Genomic DNA, 16,840 nt, shown 5'->3' on the forward strand with positions numbered 1-16,840 from the left:
TCATTCGCTCTGTCTGGCGAGCAGCTCCTCGGCCGCAGGCAGGCGTTGACGTTCGTGCTCGTCGAAGCGGTCGGCGGCCAGTCGAGCGATCGCTGCCCGTTTGTCCGCATCGCTAAGCCCTCGGCTGTTTTCGATGCGCGCTTTCTCCTGGCGGTAGACGGCAATCCGGTTTCGCCATTGCTGTCGCGCTCCGTCGAGTTTTTCCAGCCGAGTGGTTGCGGCGTTGCCAACCAGTAGTTGGCGCAACTGGCGCAGATCGGTCGCGGTGCCGCCGTTAGCCTGTAGCGCCCTGGTCTGCTGGCGCAGTTCACTCTGCAGTTGCGGCGCCAGCGTGGCGCGCAGTTCGGGTGGCAGGTCATTTTGCAAGCGATCCATCGCGGCCCCTTTGGCGGCGGCGTCGAGCGTTGGATCGAGGCGAATCGCCAGTCTTTCCAGCGTGAAATCGTCGGCGGCTTCTTCGAGTGCGAAGAACGCGACATTGGCCTGCTCATCGAATATCGCCGCGCGCAGTTGCTTCACGGCGCGCAGCCGCTCGCGCATGGCGCCGATGTCGGCCTGCTGCGTATGGGCCTGTTCGAGCGCCAGGAGTTGGCGCTTATAGTCCAGATACTGACCCAGCAAACGGTAGGCCTGGCCTCTCGCGGGCTGCGAGAGCTGTGCCTCGATATAACGGCGCAGGCGATTGACGCTGGTCTCTATAGGTTCTTCGCCGATCGAAGCCAGGAAGTAGTCGAAGACGCGACGGATGTCGGGCTCGATGATCAGTCTGCCCTGCGAGTCAGCGCGAAGCCTGCCATCGACCTGGGTGCCGGCAAACGATGGTGGTAGTCGGTGAAGCGTCTCGGCTGCGGTCGGTGGTGCTGGCGGTGATGCCTGGGCCAGGGTCGCAGTCTGCTGTTTGGCCGTTGCCGGGGCGGATGGGGCCGGGGAATGCGCTTGCGTCTCGTCGGACGGAAAGAGCCAGTACAGGGAGACGCCGATGGCCAAGGCCAAGGCCAAGGCCAACAGCGGTAGCGTGGCGAGCTTTTTCATGAGTGATCCTTGCCAGTGCCGGGGCCAGCGGCCCCGGCCGTTCTTAGAGGCCCGCGTTCTTCAGGCGGTTGGCATGCTGCCGGTACACCGTCAGCGGATCGGTTTCGAACAGGCTGGTCAGTCCGAACACCTGGTTGACTTCGTCCAGGTGATTCATTCGATAGTTGTCCCGAATGACCATGCCCAGATGAGAACTGCAGCGCCCAACCAGGCCGTCGTTCGCGCCGTTGAATGCAAGCGAGCCCGCGCCAAGCATGGCGTCGCTGACGTCCAGAGGGTTGGTGAGCGGGCTGGTGCCGCTCCATGAGTAGTAGCGCACGCCGTTGACCTTGTAGGCGCCTTCGCCGCAATCGCTGGTCGGTATGCCCTGCGAATATTTGGCATTGAAACGTGCGGCGCCTTCGCTGTTGAGCGATTCGAGTGAGCCCAGCGCGTTCTGCGGTTCGGTGCTCGGACTGCCGGACAAGGCATGGATCAGCGCGCCCATGCCATTGACCAGACCCGCGACGATGGCTTCGCCGCCGGAGCCTTCCGGAATCCTGCGGATCAGGTCGGCGACGTCCGAGCCTTTATGCGGGGCGCCGACGCTGGTGACGGAGGCGACCAGGTCCGGGCGCACGGCGGCCACGTAGCGCACGGTAGGACCGCCGTGGCTGTGACCAATCAGATTGACCTTGGGCTTGCCGCTGATTGCGACGATTTCTTCGACTTGCTCCAGCAGCTCCTCGCCTCGAAGTTCCGAGGTATTGAGCTGGCTGACTTCGGTCACGTAGACCTGCGCGCCGTCGCGGCGCAAGGCGTGCGGTATGCCGTACCAGTAATCGATGCCGAGAATGCTGTCGAAGCCCAGCATGCCGTGCGTCAGGACGATCGGGTAACGCGTCTGGGTATAGCTGCTCGAGCTGAACAGGCCAGCTTGCAACTGGCTGGACATGGCCATGGCGGAGCCGAGGCATAGAGCGATCAGAGTCTTCTTCTTATTCATGGATGCACTCATCGTTGGGTGAATCGGGCTTTGGGCAATCCCTCGCCATTCACCGCGCACTGCGCGTACTGCCGCACGACAAGCGCAGCAATCGTGCCATTTGACGGTGGGTATGGCCTCCCGCGCTCTGGTACGCCGATTTCGGCTCGATCGATAGCAATTGGCTATAAGCCGTTCACGCCGCTGCTGTTACCAGGCGGAACGGATGAATGTGTAGGAAAGTTATATGTCGTCTATTTGCCAGCTGAATCGCCGGTATTCGGGGATTTTATCGACTATTCAGTCATTTGGAAACCGACTGGTCACGAGTAGTCGATCGCCACGATGTACCAGCACTTCGAGCCGGTGGGCGTTTGCACCTGCACCTCCGCGTCGAGTGGCTTGCCCACCAGCGCCCTGGCCAGCGGCGAGTCGATGCTGATCAGGCCTTGGCGCAGGTCCAGTTCGTCCGGCCCGACAATGCGATAGCGAGCCTGCTCGCCGTCTTCGTCTTCGACGGTAACCCAGGCGCCGAAATATACCTTGCCCGGATCGCTTGGCTTGTCACTGACGACCTTGAGCTTCTCCAGGCGCTTGGTGAGAAAGCGAACCCGGCTATCGATCTCGCGCAGCATCTTCTTGCCATAGGTGTACTCGGCGTTTTCGGAGCGGTCGCCTTGAGCGGCTGCCTCGCTGACCGCCTGAGTGACCTGAGGACGCCGGACGTGCCAGAGCTCGTGCAACTCTGCGCGCAGTCGGGCTTCGCCCTCGGGAGTGATCAGGGGCGTGCCGGCAGGGCGGGGCGGGCGGTAGCGGCTCATGGACAACTCCGGTCAGAAAAGGGCAAGCATTCTAAAGGCACTGGCTTTCGTTTCTACACTCAGCTCTCACGGAGCACGTTGAGCGGGCTGGCGTTCAGGGCTCGGCGTGTCCCCAATATCCCGGCCAGGCCGACCAGCAGCGCTCCGATCAATGGCAGCGCCAGCAGCCAGGGGTGTGGCTGCCAGCGCAAATCGAAGACGAAGTGATACAGCAGGGCGCTGACCAGTTCGCAGCCGAGAGCGGCAAGCAGGCCGCTGCTGGCGCCGAGCACACCGAACTCCGCGCGCCTGGCCTTGAGCAACAGACGGCGCTCGGCGCCCAGCGCCCGCAGCAGTGCACCTTGGTGAATGCGCTCGTCAAGGGTCGCCTGCAGACCGGCGAACAGCACGGCCAGTCCAGCGGCGAGCACGAACAGCAGCACGTATTCGACCGCCAACGAAACCTGCGCCAGGATGCTGCGCAACTGATCGAGCAAAGCCTGGACCTGGAGAATCGTAGCTGCGGGAAAATCACGGGCTAGCTGGACCAACTCACGATCCTTGCCGGCGGGCAGGTGAAAGCTGGTCATGTAGGTGCTGGGCAGGTCCTGCAGCGTTTCCGGTTCGAAAATCATGTAGAAATTGGGTTGAAAGCTGTCCCAGTTGACCTCCCGCAGGCTTGTCACACTGACGTCTCGCGTGAGGCCGCCGACCGTGAAACTGAGCCGGTCGCCCAAGCCGATCTTGAGGCTGTCCGCCAGTTCGGCTTCAACCGATACGCCAGGCAGCTCCTGGTGTTTGCCGCTCCACCATTGACCGGCCGTCAGGCGGTTGTCGGACGGCAGCTCGCGAGCCCAGGTCAGGCTCAGGTCTCGGCGAGTCGCCCGTTCACCCTGGCTGTCCTTGCTGACGACCTGGCGAACTGGCTCACCGTTGATTGCCACCAGGCGTCCCGGTACCACCGGATACAGCGGCGCGGCGTGATCCGACAGCGTCTCGATGCGCTGCGCAAACGCGTCCCGGTCGCTGGGCAGCACGTTGAGCACGAAGTGGTTGGGCGCATCATCCGGTAACTGGTTCTGCCAGGTATCGAGCAGTTCACCGCGCAGCAGGGCGATCAAGGCCATGGCCAGCAATATCAGGCCAAAGGCCAGGGCCTGACCGGCAGCCGCCAACGGATGACGGAGCAGCTGTCCGAGGCCAAGGCGCCAGCTCAGCGACGCTCCCGAAAGCGAGCGGCGCAGCGCCCGCAATGCCAGCAACAGCAATCCGCCCAGAATGACCGTGGCCAGCAGGCCGCCACCGAGCAACGCCAGGGTGATTTTCAGATCCAGACTCAGGCGCCACATGATCAGGCCCAGGGCAGCCACCGCCGCGCCGTAGACCAGCCAGGTGCTCGGCGGGACCGGCAGGATGTCTCGGCGCAGCACCCGCAATGGCGGCACGCGACCCAGCGCGGCCAACGGTGGCAAAGCGAAACCGGCTAGCGCGACCAGGCCTGTGGCAATGCCCGCAAGGGCTGGCCAGAGCGTGGCGGGCGGAACCTCGCCGACCACCAGATCGCGGAGAAGGAAAAACAGGCCATGTTGCGCCGTCCAGCCCAGTAAAGCCCCCGCCACGCTGGCCGCTACCCCCAGGTAGCCAAGCTGCAAGCCATAAAGCGCCAGCGTCTCGCGTCGTGACAGCCCCAGGCAGCGCAGCAGGGCGCTTGCGTCGAAGCGGCGAGCGGCAAAACGTGAAGCCGAAAGCGCTACCGCGACGCCCGCCAGCAGCACGGCGGCCAGGCTGGCCAGATTGAGATAGCGCTCGGCACGCGACAGTGCGCCGCCGATCTGGCGATTACCGTCTTTGGCGGTTTCGATGCGCTGGTGAGGCTGCAGTTCGGGTTTGACTGCGTTCTCGTAGGCCTGTAGATGCGCAGGCGAACCGCGCCATAGTTCGCGATAGCGAACCCTGCTGCCGGGTTGCACCACGCCGGTGGCGTCGAGATCGTCGAGGTGCATCAGCACGCGTGGCGTCAGGCTGTAGAAATCGCCCACGCGATCGGGCTCGTAAGTCAGTACTCGGGTCAACTGCAGCTGCTTGTTGCCGATCTCGATCTGATCGCCGATCCGCAGGTCGAGCGCGGCGAACAGACGCGCTTCGGCCCAGGCTTCCCCTGGCCGCGGGCCCGCGCCGGGCTGTTCGGGTTGGTAAGGCGCCGCGGCGCTGCGCAAGGTTCCGCGCAGTGGATAGTGGTCGTCGGCCGCTTTGACGCTGGTTAGCTGCAGGTTGTCGTCGGTCGCCACGACGCTGGAAAATTCGACCACGCGGGCATGGTCGAGCTGCAACTCGGTGCCGGCCTCGATCTGCTCGGACGCGGCAGGCGCGCTGCCAGTGAGTACCAGGTCAGCCCCCAGGAATTCGTTCGCGCGCAGCAGCATGGCGTCATTCAGACGGGCACCGAAATAACCGATGGCGGTGCTCGACGCGACGGCGATCAGCAGCGCAGCGAAGAGTATGCGCAGCTCACCTCCGCGTGCATCACGGAGCAGCTGGCGCAGCGCCAGGGCAGCCAGTCGCGTGGCAGGCACACGCTTCATCGCGTCTGCTCGTCGCTGAGCTGACGACCGCCTTCGAGTCGCAGCAGGTGCTCGCAGCGCTGGGCCAGACGTTCGTCATGGGTAACCAGCACCAGGGTGGTGCCGCGCTCGCGGTTCAGCTCGAAGAGCAATTCGATGATGTTGGCGCCGGTGTGACTGTCGAGGTTGCCGGTGGGTTCGTCGGCGAAGAGCACCTCGGGTTCGGCGGCAAACGCGCGAGCGACCGCGACACGCTGCTGTTCTCCGCCGGACAACTGCCTGGGATAATGATGCAGGCGAGCGCCAAGGCCCACGCGCCGGAGCAGCTCGGTGGCTTTCATCTGCGCGTCACGCTGGCCATGCAGCTCAAGGGGCAGCATGACGTTCTCCAGCGCGTTGAGGCTGTCCAGCAGCTGAAACGATTGAAAGACGAAACCGACATGTTCGGCCCGCACTCGCGCGCGCTGGTCCTCATCCAGGTCTCCGAGCTGGTGGCCGGCCAGGTGCACCTCGCCTGAACTGGGCAGATCCAGGCCAGCCAGCAGGCCGAGCAGCGTCGACTTGCCGGACCCGGACGTGCCGACAATCGCCAGGCTGTCACCCTTGTTCAAGCTCAGCGACACTTCATCGAGGATGGCCAGCTCGCCTTCCGCGCTGGGTACCGCTTTGCTAAGGTTCCGTGCGTAGAGAATTCTGACCGTCATGGGAGTTCCGATGCGAAATTGGCTGCGAAGTGGGGCGTTGGTGCTGCTGTGTTGGGCTCAGGGAGCCGTGGCGGGAACAGTGCTGGTGGTCGGCGATAGTATCAGCGCCGCTTTCGGCCTGGAAACCAACCAGGGGTGGGTGCACATGCTCCAGCAACGCCTTGATACAGAAGGGTTGGATCAGCAGGTCGTGAATGCTTCCATCAGTGGCGATACCAGTGCCGGAGGGCTGGCCAGACTGCCCGCTCTGCTCGACGAGCATGAGCCCGGCGTGGTGATCCTGGAGCTCGGTGGTAACGACGGCCTGCGTGGCCAGCCTCCAGCGCAGCTGAAAGACAATCTCGCGGCGATGATCGACCAATCGCGCGCGGCTGGTGCTCGCGTCCTGTTGCTCGGCATGCGCCTGCCGCCTAATCTCGGGCAGCGATACACCACGGCGTTCGCTCAGGTATATGACGCCCTCGCCGAGGAAAAGAGCCTGCCGTACGTACCGTTTTTTCTGGAGGGCGTGGGCGGGGTCGAAGGCATGATGCAATCCGACCGCATCCACCCTGCGGCGGGTGCCCAGCAACGTTTGCTGGATAACGTCTGGCCGGTGCTCGAGCCCTTGCTTTGAAGCTTGCGCGCGGCTACTGTCGCGCCCCTCGATCGGAGCCTCAAATGCCGCGCCCAGCCTGGACCCTGTTTGCCTATCGCCTCATTGTGCCGGATGAGCAGTTCGACCTGTTCGCGTGTCGCGAAAATCGTCTGCACCTGGCCCTGCGGCAACTGGAATTGAACGGACAGGTCGATCGTACGCTTTGCGGTGGCTTCCTACCGGCGCGCCCCCGTTGGCAGGATCTGGACCGGCCGATGCTCAAGGATCGGCGGCTCTGTTCGGCCTGTCGTGATGCGCTCAGTGCCCAACGCAAAGGCCTTCCGTCTGCCGTAAGCGCCTGGTAGCTCGGCGGCTGCCGTCGCTTCGAGTACAATGCCGGTCACACAAATATCATCCCCAAGGAAACCCTCAATGCTTTCGCGTGCGTCTGCAGTCGCCTCCTGTATGTCATTCGCTGCTCTGTTGCTGGCTGGGCAGGCCACGGCGCTGGAACTGCCGCTGCCTCCAGAAGGCGAGGACGTGGTCGGGCAGATCCAGGTCATCAAGGCGAAGTACGAAGACACGTTCGCGGCGTTGGGCGAAGCGCATGATCTGGGCTATCTGGAACTCGTGGCGGCCAACCCGGGCGTGGATCCCTGGCTGCCGGGAGAAGGCACGGACATCATTCTGCCGACGCGTTACATCCTTCCTCCGGGCCCGCGCGAAGGCATCGTTATCAACCTGGCCGAATACCGCCTGTATTACTACCCGAAAGGTGAGAAGGTGGTGCACACCTTTCCGCTCGGCATCGGCCGGGAAGGGTGGGGCTCGCCGGTTGGCAACACCCGTATTTCGGCGATGACCAGCAAGCCGGCCTGGTATCCACCTCAGTCGATTCGAGACGAGCATGCGGCCGATGGCGATCCGTTGCCCAAGGTTGTACCGCCAGGTCCGGACAACCCGCTTGGTCCGTACAAGATAAACCTGGCACTACCGGGCTATCTCATCCATGGTTCCAACAAGAAGTTCGGTATCGGTATGCGCGTCAGTCACGGCTGCTTTCGCATGCTCAACCACGACGTGTTGGAGCTTTCGGGGCTGGTCAAGGTAGGGACTCCGGTGCGTATCATCGACGAACCCTACAAGTTCGGTGTGAGCGAGGGTAAGGTCTATCTGGAGGCGCATACGCCCTTGCAGGACGAGGACAAGCACATGACGCTCATGGACAAGCACGCGGTGGTGATCAATACGCTGCTCAAGCGTGACGAAACCGCTGGCGTACTGGAGCTGGATTGGGAGATGGTGCGGGAAATCATTGCCGGCGAAGATGGCCTTCCGATCCAGATCGCCGAGCAGGGGCAATCCCTGGCCAATCACGCGGAGCCGATTTTCTGAGACTCTGCTGTCGGCAAATCGCTGCGTTCCGATCGCCCATAAAAAAGCCGACCTCGTGAGGTCGGCTTTTTTTCGCCTGAAGCTTACTTGCGGCTGGCGCGTTCCAGCATACGCAGTGCACGCTCGTTGGCTTCGTCAGCGGTTTGCTGAGCCTTTTGAGCAGCCTGCAGAGCCTCGTCGGCTTTGCTGTACGCTTCGTCCGCACGAGCCTGGGCACGGGCAGCGGCGTCTTCGGTCGCAGTCAGACGGGCTTCGCTTTCTTTGGTCATGCTGTTGCTGCAACCAGTAGCCAGAACTGCGGCGAAAGCCAGAGCAGAAAATTTCAGAACGTTGTTCATCGTGTTCCCCTTAAGGATGAAATCCATGGCAACTTCCGTTATGGAAAGTTGGCGCGCACATACTACCTATATGTTGCGCTAAGTAAACTGAGCCAAGCAGCCATTACCACAATTTTTCTGCCAGCTCATTTCTTTTCAGGGTGCCGAACAGCCAGGTTGATTGAAAAACAATCAAAGCGGCCGTTGCACTCGTTAAATGGACCGGCGCGGTACCCCAAAAGTTGCACTTGGCAGGGCTTGCACAGAGGAACGTCATGTCGATCAAGCCCGATCCCGGTACTTGTGCTTAGAGCAATTGAAGCAAGGTCTTACATGGCGGTAGCATGCAGCGTCCACTAACAACAATAGGATCGTGCGGGCTATCGTGCGCACCTCCAATCAAAAAGGGCAGGCATGCCTGCAAAGGAGGCGAGATGATCGACAAGCTAACCGTCCACCATGATCGAACGGGCCACCAGTTCGAAACTACCGTGGACGGCTATCGCGCCTATTTGGCTTACGTCGATTTGGGCAAGCAGACCCTGGATATATACCGGACGTTCGTTCCCGATGCGCTTCGTGGGCGCGGAGTCGCCGCGGTGCTGACGCAGCACGCTCTCGATTACGCTGCGCGGGAAGGCTACACGGTCATCCCTTCATGCTCTTACGTGGAGTGGTATATCGAGCGCCAAGGTGATGCGGCAGAAGATATCGATCGCGAGCCATAGGAAAACGCCGACCTGGGCGGCGTCTTCTCTGGTTCGAATCTGCGTCAGCCGCGAGCGCGGCTGGGCAGGACGGTTTTCAATTTAGCGTGCATGCCAAGGATCGCCTTCTCGGTGGCGCCCCAGTCGATGCAGGCGTCAGTGATGGAAACCCCGTACTGCAAGTCAGCCAGATCCTTGGGAATTGGCTGGTTGCCCCAACCCAGGTGGCTCTCCACCATCAGCCCAACGATCGAATTGTTGCCTTCGAGGATCTGATTGGCCACGTTGTCCATCACCAGCGGTTGCAACGCCGGGTCCTTGTTGGAATTGGCGTGACTGCAATCGACCATGATGTTGAGGCCGATGCCGGCCTTGCTTAATTCCTGTTCGCACACCGCGACGCTGACCGAGTCATAGTTCGGCTTGCCGTTACCGCCGCGCAGTACCACATGACCGTAGGCATTGCCTTTGGTGGTGACGATCGACACACCGCCGGACTGGTTGATGCCGAGAAAGCGATGCGGGCTGGACACCGATTGAAGCGCATTGATGGCGACCGTCAGGCTGCCATCGGTCCCGTTCTTGAAACCCACTGCCGAGGAAAGGCCGGACGCCATCTCGCGGTGGGTCTGGGATTCAGTGGTACGTGCGCCGATGGCCGACCAACTGATCAAATCCTGCAGGTACTGCGGAGAAATCGGGTCCAGCGCTTCGGTAGCGGTCGGCAGGCCCATCTCGGCAAGGTCGAGCAGCAGCTGGCGTCCGATGTGCAGGCCATCCTGGATCTTGAACGAGTCATCCATGTACGGGTCGTTGATCAGGCCTTTCCAACCGACCGTGGTACGCGGCTTCTCGAAATACACCCGCATGATCAGGAACAGGCTGTCGGATACCTTGTCGGCCAGTACCTTGAGGCGTTCGGCGTATTCGTGCGCCGCCTTGAGGTCATGAATCGAGCAGGGGCCTATCACCACGAACAGTCGATGGTCCTTGCCGTCGAGGATGTTGCGTACTACCTGGCGTCCTTCGGAAACCGTCTTCAGTGCGGTGGGTGTCAGCGGTATTTCGCGCTTCAACTGTTCCGGAGTGATGAGTGTCTCGTTGGAGGAAACGTTAAGGTCATCGATCGGTAAATCAGCCATCGTGTTCTCGTCAGGGTCGCAGATGCCGTCCGCCAGCCATCCCGGTGCGGCGGAAGGGCTCAGGGCGCAGCGGGGAAGCGGAACCTTATCGCGTATTGCGTTGCTTCGACAATGCTCTTGAAGTCGGACTGCTGCCTCTATGGCAGTGAGCGCCGGAGGCACCCGTACGGGACGGCTGTGCGCTGCTCCGGGACGCTGATAAGGTGGCGATTCAAGCGCGCCCGTGGCTAACGGCGCTCCACTGACCTGTGGCTGGAGTTTTTGCATGACCGCATCCAAACCTCGAATCGGAATCATCGGTACTGGCGCTATCGGCGGCTTCTACGGCCTCATGCTCGCGCGGGCGGGTTACGACGTGCATTTTTTGCTGCGCAGCGAGTATGAGACCGTCATTCAGAACGGGCTGCAGGTGAACAGCGCCGTGCATGGTCCGTTGCATCTGGATGCGGTACAGGCCTACCGCAGCGCGGCGGACATGCCCAAGTGCGATTGGCTTTTGCTGGGTGCCAAGAGCACCAGTAATCCCGAGCTGGCGCCGCTGATCGCCACGGCGGCGGGGAGCGATGCCAAGGTCGTGGTGCTGCAGAACGGCCTGGGCATCGAAGAGGATTTGCGTCGATCGCTGCCCGACGACGTTCACCTGTTTGGCGGCCTGTGTTTTATCTGCGCGCACCGCTCCGCGCTCGGCATTGTCGAGCATCAGGCGCTTGGGGGAATAAATATCGGCTACCACTCGGGCCCCGCAGCAGGCATGGAACAACAGCAGACGTTGGTCGAAGAGAGCGTGGCGATGTTTCGTGCCGCGGGCGTCGACGCCAACGCGGCGACCAATCTTGCCCAGGCGCGCTGGCAGAAATTGGTCTGGAACATGCCGTACAACGGCCTTTCCGTGCTGTTGAATGCCGGAACGGCACCTATGATGGCCAACCCGGACAGCCGCGCCCTGATCAGGTCGATCATGCTGGAAGGCCAGGGTGCGGCGGCAGCTTGCGGCCACCCGCTGCCGGAAGCGCTAGTGGATCGTATGCTGATGGCGACCGATCACATGCCCAATTATCTGCCGAGCATGTACCACGACCATGCGAACCGCCGTCCGATGGAGCTCGATGCGATCTACGCCGCACCGTTGGCGGCTGCCGCAAATGCAGGGTTTGCGATGCCCAAGACCGAGGCGCTGTACCAGGCTCTGCGTTTCATCTCGGAGGCGGCGAACCGCTAGATCATGCGGACGCGTGCATGAGGCGAACCGATTGCCGGATGAGCGCCCGAGTCGATAACTGTTCGTTTCCGGGGTGCTAAGCTCAAACGGGCCGCGTCATCTTTTTACCGTGCATTCACATGCTCGCTTGGCGTTGTGCTGGCCAAAGCACGGGTACCTTGGGCGCGCCTTGTTTTTTACGTCGCGAATGTGGCAGTGGGGTGACGGGCGCTGGATTCGTGACGAGCGGTACATAGGGAAATGGCCTAGAATTCCCACGTTCTGGTGCACGAAGTTATAAAAGTGGTGGCGTTCAGGCGCCATTGGCCTTTGAGGGAACTCTATGAAGCTTCAGCAACTGCGTTACATCTGGGAAGTGGCGCACCATGACCTCAATGTCTCGGCTACAGCGCAGAGCCTGTTCACGTCGCAACCTGGCATCAGCAAGCAAATTCGGCTGCTCGAGGACGAGTTGGGAGTGGAAGTCTTTGCTCGTAGCGGAAAGCATCTGACTCGCGTCACTCCCGCTGGCGAACGCATCATCACCACAGCCGGCGAAATTCTTCGCAAATGCGAAAGCATCAAACAGATCGCTCAGGAATTCTCCAACGAAAAGCGCGGCACCTTGAGCATCGCCACCACCCATACGCAAGCTCGCTATGCCCTGCCTCAGGTCATCAGCGCCTTCATCAAGCAGTACCCGGACGTGTCGCTGCATATGCACCAGGGCACGCCCACACAGATCGCGGAAATGGCCGCCGACGGTACCGTGGACTTCGCGATTGCCACCGAGGGCCTGGAGCTGTTCGGCGATCTGGTGATGATGCCGTGCTACCGCTGGAATCGCTGTGTGGTCGTGCCGCAGGGGCATGCGCTGGCGAAACTCGAAAAGCTCACGCTCGAGGCGTTGGCCGAGCATCCTATCGTGACCTATGTGTTCGGCTTCACTGGTCGCTCGAAACTCGACGAGGCCTTCAGCCACAAGGGGCTGTCGCCGAAGGTGGTATTTACCGCCGCGGATGCGGACGTCATCAAGACCTATGTGCGTCTCGGGCTGGGAGTGGGCATCGTCGCGCGGATGGCGGTCGACGCCAAGCTCGATCCGGATTTGGTGGTGCTCGATGCCAGCGAGCTGTTCGAGCCCAGCGTCACCAAGATCGGGTTTCGCCGGGGAACCTTTCTGCGCGGTTTCATGTGCGATTTCATCGAGACATTCGCCCCGCATCTGGATCGGGAAATGCTCGAGAAGGCGGTGCAATGCCGAAACAAGGCCGAGTTGGACCAGTTATTCGAGCACGTCGAGCTGCCGACCTTTTAGCGCAGCGAGCCCTGGCCGGCGTAAATTCGCTGCGATCCGGCCCGGCATCGCAGCGGCGGCTAGAGCGAAACCTGTCATTGCGGGATGACTGACGGTGCGCCCCTGAGCTGACTCGCAGAGCCAGCTCAGGGTGCCTGGCTTACCGCGACGGTTCAGGCTTTGGCAATCAGATTCCCGGCATGCAGGCCGCATTCTTTCTGCGTCGCCTCTTCCCACCACCAGCGGCCCTCGCGTTCATGCTGGTTCGGTAGTACCGGACGGGTACATGGCTCGCAGCCGATGCTGATGAAGCCGCGCTCGTGCAGGCTGTTGTAGGGCACTTCCAGCATGCGGATGTAGGTCCAGACGTCCTCACTGCTCATCTGCGCCAGCGGGTTGAATTTGTAGAGCGTGTGCTCAGGGGTCGAGAAGGCGCTGTCGATCTCCAGCACCGATACCTGGCTGCGAGTACCGGGGCTCTGGTCGCGACGCTGGCCGGTCGCCCATGCGCGCACGCCAGACAGCTTGCGGCGCAGTGGTTCGATCTTGCGGATTCCGCAACATTCGCCGTGGCCGTCGCGGTAGAAGCTGAACAACCCCTTTTCGTTGACCATCGGTTGGAGCAGGGCAGGGTCCGGCGTCATGATTTCGATCGGGATGCCATAGTGCTCGCGAACCTGTTCGATGAATCGATAGGTTTCGCTGTGCAGGCGGCCGGTATCGAGGCTGAACACCTTGACGTTCTTATTCAGCTTCCAGGCCATATCGACCAGCACTACGTCTTCGGCGCCACTAAAAGAAATCCAGAGGTCGTCACCGAACAGGTCGAAGGCAAGCTTGAGGATGTCTTGCGGGGATTTGCCGGCATAGGCGGCTGCCAGCTCGGCTACATCAATTGATTGGCTCATCAGGCGGCTTCCTTGGTTGGCGCTTCGGCGCTCTGCTGGCCGCGGATGTTAACAAATAGGTGTTATGTCTCTAAATAATGTTTAAGGTGAACGGCGCTAACTTTAACGAATAAGGGTTCGCGTTGCGCCACTTAACCCTTGTCGTTAGAGTGCCCATCCATTTTTTTGCTTTGAGGAGTGGCCCGTGGAAATAGCTTGTCTCGACCTGGAAGGTGTGCTGGTTCCGGAAATCTGGATTGCCTTTGCCGAGGCCACCGGAATCGAATCGCTCCGGGCGACCACGCGGGACATTCCTGACTACGACGTGCTGATGAAACAGCGCCTGCGTATTCTCGATGAGCATGGCTTGAAGCTCTCGGATATTCAGGCGGTGATCGCCACCCTGAAACCGCTCGATGGCGCCGTCGAGTTCGTCGACTGGCTGCGTGAGCGCTTCCAGGTGGTGATCCTGTCCGACACCTTCTATGAGTTCTCGCAGCCGCTGATGCGCCAACTGGGTTTCCCCACGTTGCTCTGCCATCGCTTGATCACCGATGAATCGGGGCGTGTCGTCAATTACGAGCTGCGTCAGAAGGATCCCAAGCGCCAGTCGGTCATCGCGCTGAAAAGCCTGTATTACCGCGTGATTGCGGCAGGGGATTCGTACAACGACACCACCATGCTGGCCGAAGCGCATGCCGGCATTCTCTTCCATGCGCCGGACAACGTCATTCGTGAGTTCCCGCAGTTCCCGGCTGTGCATACCTTCGCCGAGCTCAAGCAAGAGTTCATCAAGGCTTCGAATCGCCCGTTGACGATATAAGCGGCACCGGCGCTGGAGCTCGGTTGGGGCGCGCATCGAGCCCAACGGACCTCCAGCCCAACTACAGGGCTTCCAGCGTCTCCATCAGCACTCGCACCTTGTCGAGGGTCTCCTGGTATTCGGTCTGCCAGCGCGAGTCCGCGACGATGCCGCCGCCACCCCAGCACGTGGCCTGGTCGTTCTGGATCAGCAAGGTGCGAATGGCGATAGAGCTGTCCATCTCGCCACGAACGTCCAGATAGAGCAGCGAGCCACAGTAGATGGAGCGCTGAGAAGGTTCCAGCTCATCGATCACTTGCATGGCGCGGATCTTCGGTGCACCGGTGATCGAGCCGCCAGGGAAGCTACCGGCCAACAGGTCCAGTGCATCCTTGCCAGTCGCCAAGGTGCCGCAGACGCTGCTGACCAAGTGATGCACGTTCGGATAGCTTTCCAGAGAAAAGAGCTCGGGCACCCTTACGCTGCCGATTTCGCAACTGCGGCCGAGATCATTACGCAGCAGGTCGACGATCATCAGATTTTCCGCGCGATCCTTCTCGCTGGTAAGCAGCGCCTGGCCCTCGGCCTGGTCAGCCTGTGGATCGCTCCGACGCGGACGCGTGCCCTTGATTGGCCGGGTGTTCACGACGCCATTGGCGAGTTGCAGAAAGCGTTCCGGAGAGAGGCTGACGATGGCACCGCCCTGGACGGCGATGAACCCCGAGTAAGGCGTCGGGCAGGCCGCGCGCAACGCCTGATAGGCCTGCCAGGGATCACCCGTACAAGGTGCGCGGAAACGCTGCGCGAAATTTACCTGATAGCAATCGCCGGCCTGGATGTATTGCTGGATGCGCTCTATGGCGTGCTGATACTCGGAGCGCTCGAGATCGGCGGTAAACGGTGAGTCGAGCTTGAAGGAGGTGCTCTCGGGTTGCCCCTCCGATTCGAAGAGCTGGATCAGTCGCAAGCGATCGGAGTCGGCCAGCGCCGGATGGAAAACCAGCTGTGTCGTTCGTTGCTGATGGTCGCTGATCAGGGCCCAGGCGTAGAGGCCGAGACGAGCAGGGGGCAGTGCCAGATCCTTGATCGCGACGGCGGGGAGGCGTTCGAGGCGCGAGCCGAAATCGTAGCCAAGGAAGCCCAGGATGCCACCGGCGAAAGGCAGTTCGAAACCCGCTGGCAGCGCTGCCTCGCCGAGTCTGTGCAAGGCTGCCCGAACGCGCCCGAAGAAGGCCCTGCCGGTTTCCGCCGCGCCTGGCTCCAGGGTTTCCAGTGGCCAGGCACTGAGCAGATCGTAGCGGCCACGCTCAGCGGTTGGACGCCCGGAGTCGAGCAGCACCGCGCCCGGCGAACGACAAATACGTTCGAACCGGAGGCGAGGATCGGGCTGGTACGCAAGCGGGTGAACCGTGCAGAAAGGCATTGGAGGTCTAGGTCCGGGGCGCCCCGGCCATCTTCTGGCCGGGTGTTGGCTCATGCGTGGCTCGGTATGTGGCCGAACAGTTCCTGGGCGAATCGCACCCGTTCCTCCGGCGTCTCCTGAATGCCCTGTGCCTTGAGCTCTTCGATGCGGTTTTCCACCGCTTGCGTGCGATGGGTCAGGCCGCAATCGTTCGCGATCTGAATGTTCAGCCCAGGGCGCGCGTTGAGCTCCAGAATCAGCGGACCCTTGTCCTGGTCCAGAACCATGTCGACACCGATGTAGCCCAGCCCGCACAGCTCATAGCAGCCGGCGGCAAGCTTCATGAAGCCGTCCCAGTTCGGCAGTTGCACACCGTCCACCGCATTGGTGGTATCGGGGTGTTTGGTGATCTTGTTGTTCAACCAGGTGCCCCGCAGCGTGATGCCGGTGGCCAGGTCGACGCCGACACCGATCGCGCCCTGGTGGAGGTTGGCCTTGCCGCCGGACTGCCGAGTCGGCAGGCGCAACATCGCCATAACCGGGTAGCCCATCAGCACGATGATGCGAATGTCCGGGACACCCTCATAACTGATGCTCTTGAAGATCGGATCCGGCGTGACGCGGTATTCGATCAGTGCGCGGTCGCGGTGGCCGCCGAGCGAGTAGAGGCCGGTGAGAATGTTGGAGATCTGATGCTCGATTTCATCATGAGTCATGATCTTGCCGGACACGGTCCGGTAGCGACCTTCGAAGCGATCGGCAATCACCAGGATGCCGTCACCGCCAGCACCTTGCGCAGGCTTGACGACGAAATCGACATGGTCCTTGACGATGTCCTTGAGCTTATCGATGTCTTTCTCGGTCTCGATGATGCCGTACATCTCCGGTACGTCGATGCCGGCCTCGATCGCCCGTTCCTTGGTAATGATCTTGTCATCCACGATCGGATACAGGTTGCGCTTGTTGTACTTGAGCACGTAATCGGCGTTGCGGCGATTGATGCCCATGATGCCCTTGGCTTCGAGGGCCTTCCACGTTTTGATCAGACCGAACAT

At 61.5% G+C, this 16,840-nt stretch carries 17 protein-coding genes; 7 read left to right on the top strand and 10 right to left on the bottom strand.

All coding sequences use genetic code 11. The features are described 5' to 3' along the window. The 5 genes from KCX70_RS10210 to KCX70_RS10230 all read right to left on the bottom strand — a co-directional run bounded on the left by KCX70_RS10210 (position 1) and on the right by KCX70_RS10230 (position 6,061). Positions 1-1,032, bottom strand: a complete 1,032-nt coding sequence (locus KCX70_RS10210) for a lipase secretion chaperone (RefSeq protein WP_212620095.1) — start codon at positions 1,030-1,032, stop codon at positions 1-3. A 43-nt stretch (positions 1,033-1,075) separates the two neighbouring features. Then, positions 1,076-2,017, bottom strand: coding sequence for a triacylglycerol lipase (locus KCX70_RS10215; RefSeq protein ID WP_212620096.1), 942 nt, complete (start codon positions 2,015-2,017; stop codon positions 1,076-1,078). Positions 2,018-2,319: 302 nt separating this feature from the next. Next, the gene (greB, locus tag KCX70_RS10220; protein WP_212620097.1) at positions 2,320-2,817 is read right to left on the bottom strand and encodes a transcription elongation factor GreB; all 498 of its coding nucleotides are present in this window, start codon (positions 2,815-2,817) and stop codon (positions 2,320-2,322) included. Positions 2,818-2,876: 59 nt separating this feature from the next. Further along, complete coding sequence (locus tag KCX70_RS10225) at positions 2,877-5,378, bottom strand: ABC transporter permease (RefSeq protein ID WP_212620098.1); 2,502 nt, start codon at positions 5,376-5,378, stop codon at positions 2,877-2,879. Continuing rightward, complete coding sequence (locus KCX70_RS10230; protein WP_021207833.1) at positions 5,375-6,061, bottom strand: ABC transporter ATP-binding protein; 687 nt, start codon at positions 6,059-6,061, stop codon at positions 5,375-5,377. Before KCX70_RS10230 ends, KCX70_RS10225 begins: the two co-directional genes overlap by 4 nt. A gap of 10 nt (positions 6,062-6,071) precedes the next feature. Between KCX70_RS10230 and KCX70_RS10235 the strand changes: the two genes are divergently transcribed. The 3 genes from KCX70_RS10235 to KCX70_RS10245 all read left to right on the top strand — a co-directional run bounded on the left by KCX70_RS10235 (position 6,072) and on the right by KCX70_RS10245 (position 8,033). Then, complete coding sequence (locus KCX70_RS10235; RefSeq protein WP_212620099.1) at positions 6,072-6,677, top strand: arylesterase; 606 nt, start codon at positions 6,072-6,074, stop codon at positions 6,675-6,677. A 44-nt stretch (positions 6,678-6,721) separates the two neighbouring features. Then, on the top strand, positions 6,722-7,003 hold the full coding sequence (locus KCX70_RS10240; protein WP_021207831.1) for a hypothetical protein: 282 nt from the start codon (positions 6,722-6,724) through the stop codon (positions 7,001-7,003). Between the two features lie 67 nt (positions 7,004-7,070). Further along, positions 7,071-8,033, top strand: a complete 963-nt coding sequence (locus KCX70_RS10245) for a L,D-transpeptidase family protein (protein WP_212620100.1) — start codon at positions 7,071-7,073, stop codon at positions 8,031-8,033. An 83-nt stretch (positions 8,034-8,116) separates the two neighbouring features. On the opposite strand, the gene KCX70_RS10250 is transcribed toward KCX70_RS10245, so the two are convergent. Beyond that, a complete protein-coding gene (locus KCX70_RS10250) occupies positions 8,117-8,371 on the bottom strand; it encodes an Lpp/OprI family alanine-zipper lipoprotein (protein WP_014853168.1) in 255 nt (84 codons plus the stop codon). 413 nt (positions 8,372-8,784) lie between these two features. Between KCX70_RS10250 and KCX70_RS10255 the strand changes: the two genes are divergently transcribed. Continuing rightward, the gene (locus KCX70_RS10255; RefSeq protein WP_102846004.1) at positions 8,785-9,078 is read left to right on the top strand and encodes a GNAT family N-acetyltransferase; all 294 of its coding nucleotides are present in this window, start codon (positions 8,785-8,787) and stop codon (positions 9,076-9,078) included. 44 nt (positions 9,079-9,122) lie between these two features. Here KCX70_RS10255 and KCX70_RS10260 read toward each other — a convergent pair whose 3' ends face one another. After that, positions 9,123-10,199 (bottom strand): 3-deoxy-7-phosphoheptulonate synthase, encoded by a 1,077-nt coding sequence (locus KCX70_RS10260; RefSeq protein WP_021207827.1) that lies wholly within the window; start codon positions 10,197-10,199, stop codon positions 9,123-9,125. 265 nt (positions 10,200-10,464) lie between these two features. Between KCX70_RS10260 and KCX70_RS10265 the strand changes: the two genes are divergently transcribed. After that, positions 10,465-11,418, top strand: a complete 954-nt coding sequence (locus tag KCX70_RS10265; protein WP_212620101.1) for a putative 2-dehydropantoate 2-reductase — start codon at positions 10,465-10,467, stop codon at positions 11,416-11,418. Between the two features lie 322 nt (positions 11,419-11,740). Beyond that, positions 11,741-12,715, top strand: coding sequence for an HTH-type transcriptional regulator CysB (gene cysB, locus KCX70_RS10270; protein ID WP_212620102.1), 975 nt, complete (start codon positions 11,741-11,743; stop codon positions 12,713-12,715). 152 nt (positions 12,716-12,867) lie between these two features. On the opposite strand, the gene KCX70_RS10275 is transcribed toward cysB, so the two are convergent. Beyond that, positions 12,868-13,602 carry a phosphoadenylyl-sulfate reductase gene (locus tag KCX70_RS10275; RefSeq protein ID WP_021207824.1) on the bottom strand — a complete coding sequence of 245 codons (735 nt, stop codon included), beginning with the start codon at positions 13,600-13,602 and terminating at the stop codon, positions 12,868-12,870. Positions 13,603-13,786: 184 nt separating this feature from the next. Between KCX70_RS10275 and thrH the strand changes: the two genes are divergently transcribed. Beyond that, a complete protein-coding gene (gene thrH / locus KCX70_RS10280) occupies positions 13,787-14,404 on the top strand; it encodes a bifunctional phosphoserine phosphatase/homoserine phosphotransferase ThrH (RefSeq protein WP_102845999.1) in 618 nt (205 codons plus the stop codon). Between the two features lie 61 nt (positions 14,405-14,465). Here thrH and pabB read toward each other — a convergent pair whose 3' ends face one another. Together pabB and KCX70_RS10290 are read right to left on the bottom strand one after the other, a co-directional pair. After that, positions 14,466-15,806: an aminodeoxychorismate synthase component I gene (pabB, locus tag KCX70_RS10285; protein ID WP_212620103.1), complete on the bottom strand. Its 1,341-nt coding sequence runs from the start codon at positions 15,804-15,806 to the stop codon at positions 14,466-14,468. Between the two features lie 50 nt (positions 15,807-15,856). After that, the gene (locus KCX70_RS10290) at positions 15,857-16,840 is read right to left on the bottom strand and encodes an alpha-L-glutamate ligase-like protein (RefSeq protein WP_021207821.1); all 984 of its coding nucleotides are present in this window, start codon (positions 16,838-16,840) and stop codon (positions 15,857-15,859) included.

The sequence above is a fragment of the Stutzerimonas stutzeri genome, assembly GCF_018138085.1.
Taxonomy (GTDB): domain Bacteria; phylum Pseudomonadota; class Gammaproteobacteria; order Pseudomonadales; family Pseudomonadaceae; genus Stutzerimonas; species Stutzerimonas stutzeri_AI.